This is a genomic window from Polaromonas aquatica (assembly GCF_042659145.1).
GTDB lineage: Bacteria > Pseudomonadota > Gammaproteobacteria > Burkholderiales > Burkholderiaceae_C > Polaromonas > Polaromonas aquatica.
Window position 1 is genome coordinate 746411 of sequence record NZ_JBHSRS010000084.1, and the last position, 16743, is coordinate 763153.

At 61.9% G+C, this 16743-nt stretch carries 16 protein-coding genes; 3 read left to right on the top strand and 13 right to left on the bottom strand.

Annotation, left to right across the window (positions count from 1 at the left end):
- Window positions 1-19: 19 nt before the first annotated feature.
- The 9 genes from acpP to ACFQND_RS24855 all read right to left on the bottom strand — a co-directional run bounded on the left by acpP (window position 20) and on the right by ACFQND_RS24855 (window position 7411).
- Window positions 20-259 carry an acyl carrier protein gene (gene acpP, locus ACFQND_RS24815; protein ID WP_007873885.1) on the bottom strand — a complete coding sequence of 80 codons (240 nt, stop codon included), beginning with the start codon at window positions 257-259 and terminating at the stop codon, window positions 20-22.
- 181 nt (window positions 260-440) lie between these two features.
- Complete coding sequence (gene fabG / locus ACFQND_RS24820; RefSeq protein ID WP_371438718.1) at window positions 441-1187, bottom strand: 3-oxoacyl-ACP reductase FabG; 747 nt, start codon at window positions 1185-1187, stop codon at window positions 441-443.
- Window positions 1184-2134 (bottom strand): ACP S-malonyltransferase, encoded by a 951-nt coding sequence (gene fabD, locus ACFQND_RS24825; protein WP_371438719.1) that lies wholly within the window; start codon window positions 2132-2134, stop codon window positions 1184-1186. The genes fabG and fabD overlap by 4 nt, the downstream gene beginning before the upstream one ends.
- A gap of 56 nt (window positions 2135-2190) precedes the next feature.
- On the bottom strand, window positions 2191-2838 hold the full coding sequence (locus ACFQND_RS24830; RefSeq protein ID WP_371438720.1) for a hypothetical protein: 648 nt from the start codon (window positions 2836-2838) through the stop codon (window positions 2191-2193).
- On the bottom strand, window positions 2819-4243 hold the full coding sequence (locus ACFQND_RS24835) for a sialidase family protein (protein WP_371438721.1): 1425 nt from the start codon (window positions 4241-4243) through the stop codon (window positions 2819-2821). Before ACFQND_RS24835 ends, ACFQND_RS24830 begins: the two co-directional genes overlap by 20 nt.
- 9 nt (window positions 4244-4252) lie before the next feature.
- Window positions 4253-5230 carry a beta-ketoacyl-ACP synthase III gene (locus ACFQND_RS24840; protein WP_371438722.1) on the bottom strand — a complete coding sequence of 326 codons (978 nt, stop codon included), beginning with the start codon at window positions 5228-5230 and terminating at the stop codon, window positions 4253-4255.
- 32 nt (window positions 5231-5262) lie between these two features.
- Complete coding sequence (gene plsX, locus ACFQND_RS24845) at window positions 5263-6354, bottom strand: phosphate acyltransferase PlsX (RefSeq protein ID WP_371438723.1); 1092 nt, start codon at window positions 6352-6354, stop codon at window positions 5263-5265.
- Between the two features lie 89 nt (window positions 6355-6443).
- Window positions 6444-6626, bottom strand: coding sequence for a 50S ribosomal protein L32 (rpmF, locus tag ACFQND_RS24850; RefSeq protein ID WP_007873878.1), 183 nt, complete (start codon window positions 6624-6626; stop codon window positions 6444-6446).
- Window positions 6627-6868: 242 nt separating this feature from the next.
- Entirely contained in the window at window positions 6869-7411 is a 543-nt protein-coding gene (locus tag ACFQND_RS24855) for a YceD family protein (RefSeq protein WP_371438724.1), read from the bottom strand.
- A gap of 25 nt (window positions 7412-7436) precedes the next feature.
- Here ACFQND_RS24855 and ACFQND_RS24860 point away from each other — a divergent pair, with 25 nt between their 5' ends.
- From ACFQND_RS24860 to ACFQND_RS24870, 3 genes are all read left to right on the top strand, one after another.
- Window positions 7437-8084: a Maf family nucleotide pyrophosphatase gene (locus ACFQND_RS24860; RefSeq protein ID WP_371438725.1), complete on the top strand. Its 648-nt coding sequence runs from the start codon at window positions 7437-7439 to the stop codon at window positions 8082-8084.
- Window positions 8085-8089: 5 nt separating this feature from the next.
- On the top strand, window positions 8090-8848 hold the full coding sequence (locus ACFQND_RS24865; RefSeq protein ID WP_371438726.1) for an SAM-dependent methyltransferase: 759 nt from the start codon (window positions 8090-8092) through the stop codon (window positions 8846-8848).
- A gap of 185 nt (window positions 8849-9033) precedes the next feature.
- Complete coding sequence (locus tag ACFQND_RS24870; protein WP_377414984.1) at window positions 9034-13329, top strand: hypothetical protein; 4296 nt, start codon at window positions 9034-9036, stop codon at window positions 13327-13329.
- Window positions 13330-13449: 120 nt separating this feature from the next.
- Here ACFQND_RS24870 and ACFQND_RS24875 read toward each other — a convergent pair whose 3' ends face one another.
- From ACFQND_RS24875 to ACFQND_RS24890, 4 genes are read right to left on the bottom strand one after another with little or no spacing between them, the layout of a single operon-like run.
- Window positions 13450-14535, bottom strand: a complete 1086-nt coding sequence (locus ACFQND_RS24875; protein ID WP_377414987.1) for a S49 family peptidase — start codon at window positions 14533-14535, stop codon at window positions 13450-13452.
- 21 nt (window positions 14536-14556) lie between these two features.
- Entirely contained in the window at window positions 14557-14922 is a 366-nt protein-coding gene (locus ACFQND_RS24880) for a Rieske (2Fe-2S) protein (protein ID WP_377414990.1), read from the bottom strand.
- Between the two features lie 17 nt (window positions 14923-14939).
- The gene (locus ACFQND_RS24885; protein ID WP_377414993.1) at window positions 14940-15599 is read right to left on the bottom strand and encodes an HAD family hydrolase; all 660 of its coding nucleotides are present in this window, start codon (window positions 15597-15599) and stop codon (window positions 14940-14942) included.
- A gap of 42 nt (window positions 15600-15641) precedes the next feature.
- A complete protein-coding gene (locus ACFQND_RS24890; protein ID WP_377414996.1) occupies window positions 15642-16730 on the bottom strand; it encodes an RluA family pseudouridine synthase in 1089 nt (362 codons plus the stop codon).
- Window positions 16731-16743: the final 13 nt, after the last annotated feature.

The window sequence follows — 16743 nt, forward strand, 5'->3', positions numbered from 1 at the left end:
GGCACTAAGGCCCGGACAATCAAGCCTTTTGATGGGTGTTGGCGTAATCGATCGCGTTCTGGACGGTCGTGATTTTTTCGGCGTCTTCGTCCGGAATCTCGATGCCAAACTCGTCTTCCAGAGCCATGACCAGTTCTACGGTGTCAAGCGAGTCAGCGCCCAGATCGGCCACAAAGGCTTTTTCATTGGTAACTTGACCTTCTTCCACGCCGAGTTGTTCGGCAATGATTTTCTTAACACGTGCTTCGATATCGCTCATAGTTCCCTCTGAGGGTTGTAAATTAATCCGTGATTTTACCGCGTTAGAGTTGTGTCCCTACGCATCGGGCCGGACGGATAAAAACCGGCGTCGATTTGCTTAGCATTTGCTGTGTTTTACCACTGTCAACTTACGGCTATTGTGAAACTGACAGGGCCGGTACAGCCGACCGGGGTCACGGCTACATGTACATGCCGCCGTTGACGTGAATTTCCTGGCCTGTAATGTAAGCGGCATGCGGGCTGGCCACAAAAGCCACGGCATGCGCAATGTCCTGGGGTTTGCCAAGATGCCCGAGGGGAATTTGCCCCAGAAGTGCCTTTTGCTGCTCTTCGGGCAGGCTGGCCGTCATGTCGGTCTCGATAAAACCCGGTGCCACACAATTGACCGTGATATTGCGCGAACCCAGCTCGCGCGCCAGTGCCCGCGTCATGCCCGCCACACCGGCCTTGGCCGCCGCGTAATTGGACTGCCCGGCATTGCCGGAGGCTCCAACCACGGACGTGATGCTGATAATCCGGCCGTAACGCTGCTTCATCATGGTGCGCATCACGGCGCGGCTCATGCGGAACACGGCCTTGAGGTTGGTGTCCAGCACCGCGTCCCAGTCGTCGTCTTTCAGGCGCATGGCCAGCATGTCGCGGGTGATGCCGGCATTGTTGACCAGCACCTGCAGGCCGCCATGTTCTTTCACAATGCTGTCAATCAGCGCTTCGGCCGCGGCTGCATCGTTCACATTCAGGTTCCTGCCGGAGCAGCCCGGAAATGCCGCCAGGGTATGCGAGATTTTGGCCGCGCCCTCGTCGCTGGTCGCGGTACCAACCACTTTCAGGCCTTTTTGGGCCAGTTCCAGTGCAATCGCCGCGCCTATGCCGCGCGAGGCGCCGGTAACCAGCGCAACCTGTCCTTCAAACTTTATTTCGCTCATGCCAGTATCTCCTTCGCTTCAGCCAGCGAGGCCGGGTCAAACAGGGGCGCGCCCGTCAATTCAGTATCAATCCGCTTGACCATGCCTGCCAGCACCTTGCCTGGCCCGCACTCAACAATGTTGGTCAGGCCCCTCGCCTTGATGGCCTGTATGCATTCAACCCAGCGCACCGGACCGAACGCCTGGCGGTACAGCGCGGAACGGATACGGTCGGCATCGACCTCCACCGCAACATCGATATTGTTGACGACAGGGATCTGCGGCGCGGCAAATTGCACGCCCGTCAGCTTTTCCTTCAGCTTTTCAGCAGCAGGTTTCATGAGGCTGGAATGAAAAGGCGCGGAAACCGGCAGCGGCAAGGCGCGCTTGGCGCCGTTGGCCTTGAGGATTTCGCAGGCTTTGTCTACCGCCGCCTTGCTGCCAGCAATGACGGTCTGTGCCGGGTCGTTGAAATTGACGGCTTCCACTATTTCAGAGGCATTTTGGCCGAAGGTCGCCGTAGCTTCTGCGCAACCAGCTATCACTTTTGTAGCATCCATCCCCAGGATGGCAGCCATCGCACCGACGCCCACAGGCACCGCGTCCTGCATGGCCTGCGCCCTGAAGCGCACCAGCGGCGCTGCCTGCGCCAGCGTCAACACGCCGGAGGCTACCAGCGCGGAGTATTCACCCAGGGAGTGCCCGGCCACCACCGCAGGCGCCACACCCGTTTCGGCCATCCACACCCGGTATGCCGCAACTGCCGCCACCAGCATCACGGGCTGCGTGTTGGTCGTCAGGGCCAGCGCCTCTTTGGGGCCATCCTTTATCAATTGGGCCACATCCTGGCCCAGCGCGTCAGAGGCTTCCGCCAGCGTTTGAGCAACAACGGGATGGTCGCTCCAGGCATCCAGCATGCCCACTGATTGAGAGCCCTGACCGGGAAAAACAAAAGCAAACGATTTCAAATAATTACTCCAGTTATCAAGACATCAAGAGGCGCTGAAAATTGACAGCACCCATTTTAAGAAACTGCACCGGGCCTACCCCGCCCGGACAACTTCAGCAATTTCAGGATGGCTGCCTTCGCACAATACACAAGCGCAGCAACGGACAGCCACGGGTCCAGGAGGTAATCCCAAAGATTGGAGGACTCCAGCAAGCCTGCCGTCCATGCCAGCAAAGCCATGGCCACCAGCACCGGCAACAGCCTCAAACCCCGCAGCCAGCACACCAATGACAGGATCAACAAGGCCGCCCACATGCCCGGCGCCCCCCAGCCCAGCCTGTAGGCATCCCAGTCGCCCCAGCCCAGAGCCAGCGGATAAAGAAACATAGCGGCCACCGCAATCACAGCGAACAACGCGTTGCACTCGCGCTGCCCGATGGCGCTCAAGCCCAGCAGGCGCCGGCCCAAACCCAGGCAAGCCAGCACCACCAGCGTGATGCTCAGGTCGGAACTGATGCCACGTACATAGGCCACGATGGGCAACTGCGCTGCACCCACAGGAACCCACAAGAGCACAAACAACACTACGCCAGTCCATTTCGCCCATGGCCGGGCTTCACCGCTCAAGCCGACCCCCGCCGCACCCAGCAGTCGCAGGCATCCGGCGCACAGCACGAGGTTGATGCCCAACAGGGCAAAAAAATCAGTTAGCGGGGGAAACATGGTTCACAGCCGGGCTGGCGGTCAAGGCAGCTTGCAGGGGATCAAACCGGACGTGTTTGATGCGTGTGCGGTGCCATGTGTACAGCAAGTGGATATACCCATCACTGGTCTGCAGCAGATAGGGGTAAGAGAACTCCTGCGAGCAGGTTTGGGCACCGCACAGCTGGCGCCTGGCGCTGGCGACATAGGCCTGGGTCTGTGCTTCGCTCGCTCCCCGGGCCTTGAGCTCCTTGCCCAGCAAGCGCTCGTAGTCGCTTACAGGAAGAGGAAGGCCCGTTTGCGCTGTACCTGAACCCTCCACGATCCATGGAGAAACACCATCCAAACTGCCAGCCACGTTTGCCCGCAGTACCGCCAGCGTTTCACGGCCTGCGGATGTCGGGTTCAGGGCCAGCCACTGCCTGCCGGTATGACTGACCACCCCGGCCAGCGCGGAGTCCGGATTGGGCCAGGCGGTTGCGCGAGCCCTTGACCAGCTCAGGCCTGCGTCATCAGTCCCGGCAGCCATCAGCTTCCCGCCCTGGCCCGCGCGCATATAGACCTGCGCCCGCTCAGGCCCAGCCACCAGCATCACCGGCTGCAGGCTGGTCTGGCTCCCCGGGATGCGGATTTTGTCGACCACCTGCCCTTGCGGGTTGATGCGCAAAACCTCACCAAACTTGGTCACAAACTCGTGGTACACCGGCAAAACAAGCTGTCCATCCGCCAGGGCCGCTGGCGCGCCTTTCACCAGCGTACTGATATTCAGGAATGGTGACGTCACCAGGCGCCGGGGCAGGCTCCAGCTGACCCCTTCGTCGACAGAGCGCGACCATGTAATGGCACTGCCCGCCCAGCCGCCCAAAGAAACATTCACCATCCAGAGAAAAAGCGAACCATCGGGCGCGCGGGCAATCACCGGGTTGCCCAGCTTCTTGACGTAACGCCAAAGTCCGCGCTCGAGTTGCTGGCGGTTAAACAACGTGCGTTCAGGCTCCCAATGCTGGTTTGCCGCATCCATCAGTGCCGTCTGGATGGTCACGTCCCCCGCGCCCTCCCGTGAACCGGAAAACCAGACAGCCCTCAAACGGCCATCGCGCAATTCGACCATCGATGCGGCATGCACCGCTTGGCCCGGCATGGCCGATACAAACTGCGCGTCAAACAGGAAGCGTCCATCAGGCGAGCGCTCCTTCGCCGGAGGCATTGCAAGGGGTATTACGGAGGGAACAGCAGGGGCCATGCGCGGCGGCACAAGCACCTGCATGCCACTGGCAAAGGGGGCTGCAGGCGAGCGGCTCCAGACTTTCCATCCTGCCACCGCAAAAGCCAGCAGCAGCAATATGGCGGCCAGAATATCTGTCAGGCTCCTGAGCCCGAGACTCAAACGTCCCCCCCTCATGCTGGGGCGGGCCGATGTAGACATGCTGCCATCTCAGTAGTTGAGAAGCACCGCACCCCAGGTGAAACCGCCGCCCACGCCTTCCAGCATGAGGGTGTCCCCTTTTTTGATTTTGCCGCTGCGCACGGATGCATCAAGCGCCAGCGGAATCGAGGCAGCAGAGGTGTTACCGTGCTGATCTACCGTGACGATCAGCTTTTCCTGCGGCATCTTCAGCTTTTTGGCAGTGCTCTGCATGATGCGGATATTGGCCTGGTGCGGAATCAGCCAGTCGATATCGGCATCCGTCAGGTTTGCCTTGGCAAGCGTCGCGCGGGCAGCGCTTTCAAGCACGCCCACGGCCAGCTTGAACACGGCCTGGCCGTCCATCTTGAGCAGGGCATCGCCCATTACCTTGCCGCCCGACACGTTGCCCGGGACACACAGGATACCGACGTGCTTGCCATCGGCATGCAGGTCGCTGGCAAGAATGCCGGGGGTCTCGGATGCTTCCAGCACCACCGCGCCCGCACCATCGCCAAACAGCACACAGGTGGTACGGTCGGAAAAGTCGAGGATGCGCGAGAAGACTTCCGCGCCTATGACCAGCGCCCTGGTGGCCGAGCCGGTCTTGATCATGGCATCGGCCACGGTCAGAGCATACACAAAACCGCTGCACACAGCCTGCACGTCAAAAGCCGGGCAGCCAGCAATGCCCAGCTTGTTCTGCAGGATGCAGGCTGCCGAAGGAAACACCATGTCCGGCGTGGAGGTTGCCACGATGATGAGGTCAATATCCGCTGGTTGCAGACCAGCTGCCTCTATGGCCCGCCTGGCGGCTTCCACGCCCAGGTCGCTGCTCGAAACATCGGGCGCCGCGAAGTGGCGGGCATGGATGCCTGTGCGTTCGACAATCCATTCATCGGAGGTTTCAACACCCTTGGCAGCCAGCTCGGCGACAAGTTCGGCATTGGTCAGTCGGCGTGGCGGAAGATAGCTACCGGTGCCAGTGATACGTGAATAGCTAGCCATTAAATTTTTAAGTATGTCAGTGAGTCCGTGTCTCAGGCCGCTGCGTCAGCAGACACCGCAGCAGCAGAGGCACCAACTGTCGGTGCGGCCTGCGCGGCAACCAGCAAAGGCGCGGCATGGGCGATGCGCTCACGGACCCTTTCAAGCAAGTTGTTACGAGCCGCATCATAAGCCCGATTGAGCGCCCGCTCAAAAGCAAAGGCGTCAGCCGAGCCGTGGCTCTTGAACACAAGGCCTTGCAGGCCCAACAGTGCTGCACCGTTGTAACGCCTGTGGTCAACGCGGTTTTTAAATGCAGTTAGAACCGGATAAGCAATGATGGCGGCAATTTTCGTCAAGATATTGCGCGAAAACTCCGCCTTGATGAACCCACCAATCATGCTGGCCAGGCCTTCGCTGGCCTTGAGCGCCACATTGCCAACAAACCCGTCGCACACCACGATATCCGTAGTGCCCTTGAAAATATCGTTACCCTCGACATTTCCATAAAAATTAAGGTCACCGGAGTTGGAGGCCGAACGCAGCAATTCACCGGCTTTTTTGATGGTTTCACTGCCTTTTATGGCTTCTTCGCCAATATTCAGCAGTCCGACACTGGGCGCCGGGTTGCTGGTGATGGCGGCTACCAGCGCAGAGCCCATGACCGCAAACTGCAGCAAATGGTCCTCGGTACAGTCCACATTGGCACCAAGGTCCAATACGGTAGTGGCGCCACCTGCGGCATTGGGCAGCTGCGTCGCGATGGCCGGCCGGTCTATGCCATCCAGGGTTTTAAGCACATAGCGGGCGATTGCCATCAAGGCACCGGTGTTACCGGCAGATACGGCAGCCTGCGCCACGCCGTCCTTGACCTGGTTGACCGCCACCCGCATGGAAGAGTTTTTCTTGCGCCTGAGTGCGATTTCTATGGGGTCGTCCATGGTGACAACCTCGCTGGCTGCCACGATCTGGCAGCGCGGATGCGCCTGCAGCCGGGCGTATAGTGGCTGCGCCTCGAAGGCCTCGGGCTGGCCTACAACAACCAGTGCGGCATCGGGATGCCCATCCAGGAAAGCCAGGCTTGCAGGAATGGTCACCGAAGGACCAATGTCCCCGCCCATGGCATCAACAGCGATCCTGATCATGTGGAGACCGGTGCCAGTCAAGAATAATTAATGCTTGGACAAAAGAAAGGCCCGCAGGATGAGTGCGGGCCAGTGCTTGAAGCGATGAATTACGCTTCGGATTTGGTTTTCAGCACCTTGCGGCCACGGTAGAAACCGGTTGGGCTGATGTGGTGGCGCAGGTGCGTTTCACCGGTGGTGGATTCCACGGCGATACCTGGCACGGTGAGTGCGTTGTGCGAGCGGTGCATGCCGCGCTTGGAAGGTGACTTTTTGTTCTGCTGGACGGCCATGATCCGCTCCTGAGGGGGTATAGGGTTGGTAAATTGCGCACCAGATTTTTCAATCATAAGTAGCCGGGACCGTATGGAATCACCGCTGCTCACATTACCAGATCAGTACGCGAAGCCTTTGATTATAGCCCGGATCAGCGATTTTCTCCACGCCCCTGATTGCCGGACCACATCCGGGCAAGCCACAGCGCGGGATTGATGGATAAAACCAACGCATCCGGCACAAATTTAAATCCAAAGAATTAATTTTTCTTCTTGAGCTGCGCCAAAACCGCAAAGGGGTTCGGCTTTTCGGCACGCTCCGGCACATCCTCAATGTCACCGGCACCCAGCACCGGGGCAACCGGACATTGCTCGTGCATGGGCACCAGCGGCAAGGCCATCAGCAACTCGTCCTCGAGCACTTCCAGCAGGTCAAACTGCGGCGCCATCACCAGCAGGTCCTCCTCGGACTGGTCATCCTCGGCCATGGCGATGTCCTCGCTGGCCACAAAGCGGTACCACTGCTCCACCTCGATGGGCGTCTCCACGGCGCCCATGCAGCGCTGGCAGGTCAGTGGAATGGATGTTTTGGCCTGCAAATGCAGCCAGATGTCGCCGTCCGCGCCCGAGCCGGCCCGCAATTCGGCCCTGGCTTGCCAATTTACGGCCGAATCGGGTTGTAGCCCCTGCGCTTCCTGCGCAAGGCGCTCCATATTTTGTAGCAATGTAGTTTCAACAAGGGGCACGCCCTCCTGGGCGAAGGCCTGCATATTGAGGCGGCTGGCTTGAAGCTGTCTGGTCATGGGTGCAGTGTAAGAGAATCGGGTGATGAACTTTGCCACGCCACCAGCCACAACGCCCCCCAGCACAAAAAACCCTCGCACCCTGGTTTTGGGCTCGACTTCACGTTATCGCCGCGAACTGTTGCAGCGCCTGCAAATACCGTTTGAGGTAGCCGCCCCGGATGTGGATGAAACGCCTCTTGCCGGTGAAACACCCCGCGCGCTGGCCCAGCGCCTGGCCCTGGCCAAGGCCCACGCAGTTGCCCGGGCTTTCCCGCACGCCGTGGTTATTGGCTCCGACCAGGTAGCCGACCTTCACGGCCTGCCGTTGGGGAAACCCGGTAGCCATGAACGGGCGACAGCACAACTGCGCCAGATGCGCGGACAGACCGTGGTGTTTCAGACAGCAGTGGCCGTGGTCTGCCTGGACAGCGGTTTTGAGGAAAGCGACCTTGCCGCTGTAGAGGTGATTTTTCGCGACCTGACGGACAACGAAATTGAAAACTACCTGCGCGCCGAGCAGCCCTATGACTGCGCGGGCAGCGCGAAGAGCGAAGGCCTGGGCATCGCCCTGCTGGAAGCCATCCGCAACGACGATCCCACCGCGCTGGTCGGCCTGCCGCTGATACGGACCTGCCGGATGATCCAGGCAGCAGGCGTTGCCCTGCTGGCGGACAGGGCAGACAAGGCATGAACACGATGACAAAAGGAAAACTCTACCTCGTACCCGCACCGCTTGATTTCGGTTGCGACGTGCAGGCACCGCTACAAGACGTGATGCCGCTGGCAACCATCCAGGTCGCAGCGCGGCTGCCCTGCTGGATCTGCGAAAACGCCAAAAGCACGCGCGCCTATTTAAAGCGCGTCAACGATATCCAGCCCCTGGCACAACCACTGCAGTCATTGCATATCCAGGAGCTGCCACGCGAAGTCCATAAAAAAGGCGATCACACCGGCAACTTCGATGCACGGCCATTGCTGATTGCGGCCATGGAGGGCCGGGACATGGGCCTGGTCAGTGAAGCCGGCATGCCGGCGATTGCCGATCCCGGTTCGTCGGTCGTGCGCGCGGCCCATGACCTGGGAATGCAGGTCATACCGCTGACCGGCCCGATGTCGCTGATGCTCGCGCTGGCGGCCAGCGGCCTGAACGGCCAGAACTTCGCATTCGCCGGTTACCTGCCGCAGGACGCGGCGGGACGGACACAACGCATACGAGAACTCGAATCGCTGGCGCTCAAGACCGGCCAGACACAGCTTTTCATCGAAACGCCGTACCGTAACGCCGCCCTCGTCCAGGCACTGCTGCAAACACTGCAGGCCAACACCAGGCTGAGCATCAGCAGCGGCCTGACGCTGGACAGCGCACACACGCGCAGCACCACCGTGCGCGAGTGGAAGAAATCGCCTGGCGGCCCCGACAACAGTACCCCCGCTGTGTATGCACTGGGCCGTTGACGCCTCGTTGACGCCTATATCCCACAAAGACGGTATTAGTTCATAGACCAGCGTAGCCGGACAGGTCTTGTGCCTCCCTGGCACGGCCTTGTCACGATTGCTGGTACACAATACCCGGCCTGCAAACTGATCTCCCCGCCATCCATTTGGCATGGCTGAAATTTTCTCGAAGCAACTACAAACTGATGTTTTTTTCCTTCTGCGCCAAGGCCCGTTCGGGCCGCTGGGCCAAGCTCTCCGCACGCAACACCGCATTCCTGACTTCACTCACCATGGCATTGATGGCCGCATTGCCGGCCGCAGCGCAGGTGTGTGCGCCGCCGTCCAGCCTGGTGACGGGCCCCAACAGCGGCATTGTCAATACCTACTACCAGGGAGGCAGCAACCTGTCTGTAGGCGCCAGTTCATTGACACTGGGCACCCGCGATACACGCGGCGCAGCAACAGGGCTCATAGTCGGCGACCTGCTGCTGGTCATGCAGATGCAGGACGCCACAATCACCACCGCCAACAACAACACCTATGGCGATGGCACGGGCAACGGGCAAGGCAGCACCAGCGTGGGCCGTTCGGGGCTGCATGAATTCGTCCGGGTCACCTCCGTCTCGGGCAACAACATCACGTTCACCCCGCCACTGGCCAACTCCTATGCCCAGGCAGCGGCTACCGCCAGCACGCCGCAAAAGCGCTACCAGGTCATCCGCGTGATGCAGTACAGCTCGCTGACGGCCAACGGCATCACGGCGCCTGCATGGGACGGCCTGGCCGGCGGCGTGGCCGCCGTCGACGTGCGCGACACGCTGACCCTGGGCAACGCCACTGTCGAAGGACAAAGCGGCCGGGCCTTCTTCCTTGCAGGCAAGGGTTTTCGCGGCGGTGCCGGCCGGCGCGGGACGGCGGCTACCGGTACCCGTTTTGACTACGCCACCGCTCCAACAGCGTATGACGTAGCCAGTCTTTATAACGGCGTCAAGGGAGAGGGCATTGCCGGAACACCCCACTCCATCGCCAGCTACACCGGCATCTGGGGGTACAGGACGACCAACAACCCGACGGCGGCCACACTGGCTGTGCTTGCCCTGACGCCGGGGTATCCCGGCGGTTCTTTCGCCCGCGGCGCGCCCGGCAACGCCGGTGGCGGCGGGTCCGACGGCAGCACGGGCGGCAACGCCGAGAACGCCGGCGGCGGCGGCGGCGGCAACTATGGGCCTGGCGGCATTGGCGGCCGGCCCTGGAACGACCCCCTGTACGACACGGGTGGCCGGGGCGGAGCCGGTTATGCCGGCACGCTGGCCTTCAACCGGGTGTTCCTTGGCGGCGGCGGCGGTTCGGGCGGCACCAACGATGGCACCGCCGACAACAACGTTTATACAAACCAGGCCATGGCCTGCACACTGGGCGAGGGTATTTGTTCTTCCGGCGCCTCAGGCGGCGGCGCTGTGATCATTCGCGCCCGCTCCATCACCGGCAGCGGCATCATCGATGTCCGGGGCGCACATGGCTACGCCGTCCTCAATGACGCAGCCGGTGGCGCAGGCGCCGGCGGCTCGGTGATCATCCAGACCAGCCTGGGCGGAAATGCGGCCATAGAAGCAGCCGGCGGCGACGGCGGCAATGCCTGGGCCGGCTCGGCCGGCGGCCTGGGCGGGCGGCACGGCCCCGGTGGCGCTGGCGGCGGCGGCTTTGTGGCTTTCTCGCCGAGCAGCATGAGCGTCTCGGCCAATGTCAACGGCGGCGTTCCGGGCAAGACCATGAGCGACCTGACGCCTGACGAGCACTATGGCTCCTCCGGCTACAACGGCGGCATTACCACCTTTCTGGCACCCAACGTGCCCGGCGTGGTGCCGGCTGCACAATGCGACCCCAATCTCTCTCTGACAAAAACCGACGGGGTCTCTTCACTCAACTCACCCGGCACTACTTCCTACAGCCTGACAGTCCTGAACAGCGGCATTGGCGCGAGCTCCGGCACCGTAGCCGTGGCCGACAAGCTGCCGGCCGGCCTCTCGGTCCCCCCCGGACCACTCAGCCTGGGTGGCGTGAACGCGGCCAGCTGGTCCTGCGCGGCAGCCAACAGCACAGACATCCTGTGCACTTCGGCCAGTTCGATCTCCGGTGGCGGCTCCAGTACCTTTGCCATCACCGTGGCGGTGTCCGCAGCCAATGGCAGTTCCCTGATCAACAAGGCACAGGTCAGCGGTGGCGGTGACCCGAACAAGACCACGCCCGCCGACCCGGTTGCCTCCGCAGCGAGTTGCACGGCCAACAACACCCCCGCAGGCTGCGCGCTGGATACCGATACGGTGCTCGCACCCAACCTGGGCCTGACAAAAACGAACAACCTGGGCAGCGTGACGCGCGGTGCAACCTTCAGCTATACGCTCACGGCATCCAACCAGGGCGGCGCCGCCACCGCCGGAACCATCACCGTCATGGACGTGCTGCCGACGGGTTTGTCTTTCAGCGGTACATCCCCATTCACCGTGAACAGCTTCACCTGCACGGCCAGCGGTGCGGCGCTGAGCTGCACACGCACGGCAGCGCTGGGCGCCGGCGCTTCGGCGACCATTACCTTCCCCGTGCTGGTCGCCGCAGATGCGCCCAGTTCCGTCACCAACCTGGCCCGCATAGGCGGCGGTGGCGACCCCAGCCCGAACAAGCAGACCGCCCCCACAGCCGCCAGCGTAGCCGCCTGCACAGCCCCCGTTGCACCGGACACCAACGCATCCGACCTCAATACCGGTTGCGCCGCCGAAACCGACGAGGTGCGCTACGTGAACCTGTCTCTGAGCAAGGACGACGGCGCGCCGTTCATGAGCACAGGCGGCTCTGTCGTCTACACGCTCATCGTGCGCAATGACGGCACAGCGCCCAGCAGCGGCAGCATCAATATCCGGGACGTGCTGCCCTCGCCCATGAACTTCAGCACAGGAACGCTCACGCCGGGCGGCGACAACGGCACAGACTGGTCATGCACCCGCGTCAGCGCCACCACCGCCACCTGTACCTCGGCTATCCCGATTCCCGCGGGCGGTGCATCCTCCTTTACCTTGCCTGTCAACGTCGGGGCTGCAACCAGTGGTGACCAGTTGACCAACAAGGCACGCGTGAACGGCGGCGGTGATGTCTCCACCGGGATGGTCACCACCACGCTGACCAATGCCAACGTGACCGACTGCCTCACGGACAACAACCCGGCAGGATGCGCCATCGACATGAACACGGTGCAAAGCGCACCCAAGATCCGAATGACCAAATCGCATCCGGACCCGCAATCCCGCAATCCCGGAGCCGCCTTTGCCTTTACCTTGACGATAAGCAACACCGGGGGAAGCACTGCGGCCGTGGGGTCCATCCAGGTCATTGATGTCCTGCCTGCAGGGCTCACATTCAACTCCTACGCAGCAACCGGCTTCACCTGCGCCAACACCGGCCAGATCGTGAACTGCCGCAATGCGAGCAGCGTCACCGGGACGGGAGGCACGGCAGGAACCTACCAGTTGGCCGCAGGTGCGTCGCGAAACATCACCATCAATGTGACTGTCGCCACCACCGCCACCAATGACCTTCTGAATGTGGCAAAGGTGGCCGCCTCGGGCGATCCGCAGAACAGCACCCCGCTGACAACCTCCACAGCCAACCTCGATATCGTGCGGCAGTGCGTCGGCACAGATGCGCCCAACTACGGCTGTGCCAGCGACCTGGTGCCCCTCAACGCCGACCTGCAGATCAGCAAACTGCAGCGCACAGGCACAAACGCCTTTGCCAGCACGCTGACCTCAGCCGTGCCGACCGGTGGCACCGTGCAGTTCGCGATTGACGTGACCAACTCCGGCCCCAGCCGGGTAACAGCGACCGTGGTCTCCGACACCGTACCCACCAACTTCACAAATGTGACCTGGGCTTGCGCCGTCACCACACAAGGCAGCGGCACGGGAACGACGGCCTGCGGCACCGCCAGCGGCGCGGGCAACGAGATTTCACTGACCACCGGCCTGTTGAAAGTCGGCGCCGTTTTGCGCATAACCGTCACCGGCTACGCCACCTATGCCACCGACATGGACGGCGTGACCAACACTGCTGTGGTCACGGCACCCAGCGGCATTGTGGATGGCACCCCGACGAACAACATCTCGTCCGTCAATACCCGGGTCGGCTCGGTGAACCTGAGCATCAGCAAGGACAACGGCACCAACACCGTCGTGGCCGGCAGCACCACCACTTACACCATCGTGGTCAAAAACACCGGCGACTACCCTGCCGACGGTGCCCGCCTGCAGGATCCGCTGGCGGCAGGTTTGTCCTGCACGGCACCGCCGACCTGTGTCGCTTCAGGTGCCGCCACCAGTTGCCCGCCCAGCCTGACGGTAAGCCAGTTGCAAAATACGACAGCGCCCGCCGGCGTGCTGATTCCCACACTGGGCCCGGGTGGTACCCTGACACTGACCTACACCTGCAACGTCACAGCCACAGGTCTGTAGGCGAAAGTCCTTGGACCAACAAAACGAAAAACCCGCCGCACCAACAAGTGGTGCGGCGGGTTTATTTTTTGTGCCGCTACAAGTGCCCGGCAATGCCCGGAGGCAACGGGGAAAGCGCGACTACCGAATCATGGGCAGTGCTTTAAGGGCACGCACCGTACCTTCGCCCATGGCCGCACCAAACTTCTTGGCAAGGCGCTCGGCCACGTTGTCGCGGCGCGTGTAGTCGATGACTTCTTCAGTCTTCACGATCTCACGGGCAACGTAGTCCAGGTTGCCCAACTGGTCAGCCAGGCCCAGTTCTATGGCTTGCTGGCCCGTCCAGAACAGGCCGCTGAACATTTCAGGGGTTTCCTTCAAGCGGTTACCGCGGCCGGCCTTCACCACCGCAATGAATTGCTGGTGGATCTGGTTCAGCATGGCCTGGGCAAAAGCGCGCTGCTTTTCGGTCTGTGCACTGAAGGGGTCCAGAAAACCCTTGTTCTCACCCGCCGTCAACAGTCGGCGCTCAACGCCCAGCTTGTCCATCAGGCCGGTGAAGCCAAAGCCGTCCATCAGCACGCCAATGCTGCCCACAATGCTGGCCTTGTCGACAAAAATCTGGTCGGCCGACACGGCAATGTAATAAGCAGCAGAAGCGCAGCTTTCCTCCACCACGGCATAGACCGGTTTTTTGTATTTGGCCTTGAGGCGCAGGATTTCGTCGTTCATCATGCCGGCCTGCACCGGGCTGCCGCCTGGCGAGTTGATCAGCAGCACGATGGCTTTGGAGCCTTCGTCTTCAAAGGCGGCGCGCAGGGCGGCATTGACAAACTCGGCGCTGGCATCGGCACCGGCCGCAATTTCGCCCTTGATCTCAACCACCGCCGTGTGCGGCACCGTCGCGTCGCTGGCAGGCGTGCCGCGGTGCAGCGCCATCCAGACCAGGGCGACAAAAAAGGCCAGCCAGGACAGGCGCACAAAGGTTTTCCAGCGGCGCGTGGCTTTTTGCTCGTTCAGGGAGGCAAAAGCGAGCTTTTCCAGCGTCGCCCGCTCCCAGCCCGGGACGCTGGAAGGATCCGCTGAAGCAGATTTTTTTGCTATCTTTTCCGTAGCTTGCTGCGCCCGTCCAGCGGGCGGCTCAGGCTGGTTTTCACCCAAGTCATGAGCGCTGCTGGCAGGGTCAAGGGATGGATCGATCGGATCCGGGCGGTTTGAATCATTCATGGTGGCTAGTTTAGAGGGGTATTAAAAGGCCAGGGGCTGGAGGTTGTAAGCGGAATGCCAATAAACAACTCCGCCGCTTTCTGATAGCGTGATTTTGACCAGGCCGCCGTGGCAGGGGCCGCCCGCGCATTGGCCGGTATCGGGCAGGTAGGCGGCGCCGTGGCTGGCGCACAGCAGCCACTCGCCGCTGTCGTCAAAAACCCGGTTGGGCTGCCAGTCGAGCTCCATCGCCACATGCGTGCAGCGATTGAGGTAAGCATGGGGCAGGCCCTTGAAGCGCACGGCAAAAGCCCGGCAGGCCTGGCCAGCGTAATTGACATCAAACGGAACCGCCTGCCCGCCATCAACCAGGTCGCGGCTGTTGCAAAGGGGCAGCAACTCGTTCACGGACAGGCAATCCGGCTTTAGCCGTTGGCAAGCAGCCAGTCACGCAATGCACGCACCGAACTTGCCACATAACGCGGGTTCAGGACCGCAAAGGCATCCGGCTCGTGTGCGCCGTAGCTGACACCTACGCTCGGGCAGGCGGCATTCAGCGCCATCTGCAAATCGTGCGTGGTATCGCCCACCATCAGCACGCGCCCGGGCCGGACATCGAACTGCTCCATCAGCTCATGCAGCATGCGCGGATCGGGCTTGCCGGCTGTTTCGTCAGCGGTGCGGGAGCCGTCAAACACCCCTTTGAGTTCGGCACTTCCCAGGGCCTCATCAAGCCCGCGCCGCGATTTCCCGGTCGCCACGGCCAGCAGGTGGCCGCGCGCCTTGAGACTGGCCAGCAGCGGCAGCACGCCGTCGAAAAGGCTGAGGTCATCGTAATGCGCCGCATAGTGGTGGCGATAACGCTCGCCCAGCGCCGGGTATTTTTCGGGCGGCACATCGGGCGCAGCGTAGGCCAGCGCCTGCGTCAGGCCCAGGCCGATCACATAGCCGGCGGCTTCATCGCTGGGCACGGTCCCACCCACATCGCGCACCGCCTCCTGGATACAGCGGGTAATGATCCTGGTCGAATCAAACAGCGTGCCGTCCCAGTCGAAGGCAATCAGGTCAAAGTTTCTTGCTTGCATCCGCCTATTGTCGCCGGGCCGGGAGACTGGCGTGCGACGGACCTACGGCACGACTCCGGGCGCCAGCACTTCCATGCCGGGCGGCAAAAACTGCTGCAACTCCGGCGGCAGCGCGGCCTGCAGGTGAACGACCTTGCGCAACTTCGGGTGGTTGAACTTCAGGCTCCAGGCATGCAAAAACATGCGCTTCAGGGCGGGCGCGCCCGCCACCGTTTTTTGCAGCGCCTTGTTCAGCTCAAAGTCACCGTATTTGTCGTCCCCTGCAATCGGGTGGCCCTCACCCGCCAGGTGCACACGGATCTGATGGGTACGGCCGGTCTTGATGGTGACTTCAAGCAGGGTAAACGGCGTCGCCGGCGCTGCCGGGCTGGCCGGAATCGCTTGCCTGACCTTGACCAGGGTGACCGAACGCAGGCCATCGGGATGGTCGTTGGCCACCACCTTGACGCGGCGCTCGCCGTTTTCCAGCAGGTATTTATGCAGCGCCTTGTCGATCACACGGTGATTGGCCGGCCAGTCACCGCAGGCCAGGGCCAGGTAAACCTTGTCGGTTTCGCGCTCGCGGAACTGTTCCTGCAGCAGCTTTAAAGCCATGCGCCGCTTGGCAATCAGCAAAATGCCGCTGGTTTCACGGTCCAGCCGGTGCACAAGTTCCAGAAAATCAGCCTCCGGCCTGGCCATGCGCAATTGCTCGATCACGCCAAAACTCACGCCGCTGCCGCCATGAACGGCCACACCGGCGGGCTTGTCTATGGCCAGCACAAAATCATCTTCAAAAAGTACCGGGAATTCAGCCGCCGGCGCGTAACCGCCGACCGTGGAACTGGCACCGTGGCGCGCCACTTCCCGGGCCATGGCCTGCACCTTCTGCTCGGCCCGCTCCGAGGTGCGTACCGGCGGCAGCCGCACAATGTCCCCGGCCTCCACACGGGTATCGGCCTGCGCCCTGCCCTTGTTGACCCGTACCTCGCCGCTTCGGATGATGCGGTAGACATGGGTTTTGGGCACGCCCTTGAGCTGGCGTATCAAAAAATTGTCCAGCCGCTGGCCAGCGTAGTCCTCGTCCACGGTCACCAAAGTGGCCTGGGGCAGGATTTTTACCTCCGGCGCGATGCTTTCCACGACGGGCACGGCCTGGGGCCTG

Bases quoted from the DNA above. Each gene is read 5' to 3' on its own strand.
- acpP (WP_007873885.1), bottom strand. From the start codon at position 259: ATGAGCGATATCGAAGCACGTGTTAAGAAAATCATTGCCGAACAACTC.
- fabG (WP_371438718.1), bottom strand. From the start codon at position 1,187: ATGAGCGAAATAAAGTTTGAAGGACAGGTTGCGCTGGTTACCGGCGCC.
- ACFQND_RS24830 (WP_371438720.1), bottom strand. From the start codon at position 2,838: ATGTTTCCCCCGCTAACTGATTTTTTTGCCCTGTTGGGCATCAACCTC.
- ACFQND_RS24835 (WP_371438721.1), bottom strand. From the start codon at position 4,243: ATGTCTACATCGGCCCGCCCCAGCATGAGGGGGGGACGTTTGAGTCTC.
- ACFQND_RS24840 (WP_371438722.1), bottom strand. From the start codon at position 5,230: ATGGCTAGCTATTCACGTATCACTGGCACCGGTAGCTATCTTCCGCCA.
- plsX (WP_371438723.1), bottom strand. From the start codon at position 6,354: ATGATCAGGATCGCTGTTGATGCCATGGGCGGGGACATTGGTCCTTCG.
- rpmF (WP_007873878.1), bottom strand. From the start codon at position 6,626: ATGGCCGTCCAGCAGAACAAAAAGTCACCTTCCAAGCGCGGCATGCAC.
- ACFQND_RS24855 (WP_371438724.1), bottom strand. From the start codon at position 7,411: ATGACCAGACAGCTTCAAGCCAGCCGCCTCAATATGCAGGCCTTCGCC.
- ACFQND_RS24860 (WP_371438725.1), top strand. From the start codon at position 7,437: ATGAACTTTGCCACGCCACCAGCCACAACGCCCCCCAGCACAAAAAAC.
- ACFQND_RS24865 (WP_371438726.1), top strand. From the start codon at position 8,090: ATGACAAAAGGAAAACTCTACCTCGTACCCGCACCGCTTGATTTCGGT.
- ACFQND_RS24870 (WP_377414984.1), top strand. From the start codon at position 9,034: ATGTTTTTTTCCTTCTGCGCCAAGGCCCGTTCGGGCCGCTGGGCCAAG.
- ACFQND_RS24875 (WP_377414987.1), bottom strand. From the start codon at position 14,535: ATGAATGATTCAAACCGCCCGGATCCGATCGATCCATCCCTTGACCCT.
- ACFQND_RS24885 (WP_377414993.1), bottom strand. From the start codon at position 15,599: ATGCAAGCAAGAAACTTTGACCTGATTGCCTTCGACTGGGACGGCACG.